The following is an 816-nucleotide window of genomic DNA, read 5'->3' as shown; positions in this document are numbered from 1 at the left end:
TCGTTTGGATTTGCCAAACGCATTCTATCGGCCTCGGATAGTCTATCTGCAGTCATTTCTACCGTTAATACGGATTTTTGAATAATGGTTCGAATAGCCTTTTTATATGTTTTAATCTGCTCTCCACCCCAATCGATTTTTAAATGCTTAACTAAATCTGTCATAGTCGTTTGTACAGTGGTTTCTCCAATCTCACGTTTAGACAATGCATAGAACATAAATTTAAGTTCTGTATTATTCATGATATGCAATGCTTTAATTAATTCATCAGCTTGGCAAAATTTAGGTTCTCTATTTTGTATTTCATTCATTAATTAATCACCTCAATATATCTAAAATAATTATACTACTTAAAAGTGTACTACACAATAATTTTGTACACTTTTAACTGTAAATTTGTACACCTCACTGTAAATTTGTACACCTCTCGCACTGTAAATTTGTACACCTTGAGACTGTAAATTTGTACACCACTATATATAAGTTACTTCTTAACAGTTATTTTTTATAATAAGGTTTTTTATTTTCTTCGAAAATTTCAAAACCAGTAAAATTAAAAATTTTGTTGTCCTTAATAAGTACGAGGACGTTTGCTTTTCAAAAGTTCATGATATAATTCGTGTAGGCAAAAATCACAAAATTGTGCCACGTTAAGGAAAACTGACCTAGTCACTCAGTTTTCTTTTTTTACAAAAAAAAAGAGAGTGGGTAGTCAGTCCACTCTTTTATGCTCTGTTGTCCAGTCATGGTCTTGTTCTTCCAGGCATGAAATAAATTATGCATCCAAAAAAGATGGCAAAGAATAAAAATATGAGA

1 protein-coding gene is annotated in these 816 nt (G+C 31.0%); it reads right to left on the bottom strand.

Annotated elements, in window-relative coordinates; all coding sequences use genetic code 11:
- On the bottom strand, window positions 1-311 hold a 311-nt coding region (locus NE544_RS12030), incomplete at its 3' end, for a RepB family plasmid replication initiator protein (RefSeq protein ID WP_256269501.1).
- Window positions 312-816: the final 505 nt, after the last annotated feature.

This window comes from Holdemanella sp. MSK.7.32, assembly GCF_024460475.1.
In the GTDB taxonomy this organism is placed as follows: Bacteria; Bacillota_I; Bacilli_A; order Erysipelotrichales; family Erysipelotrichaceae; genus Holdemanella.
Note: the sequence above shows the minus strand (reverse complement) of the source record. Positions and strands in the feature narration are given on the sequence as shown.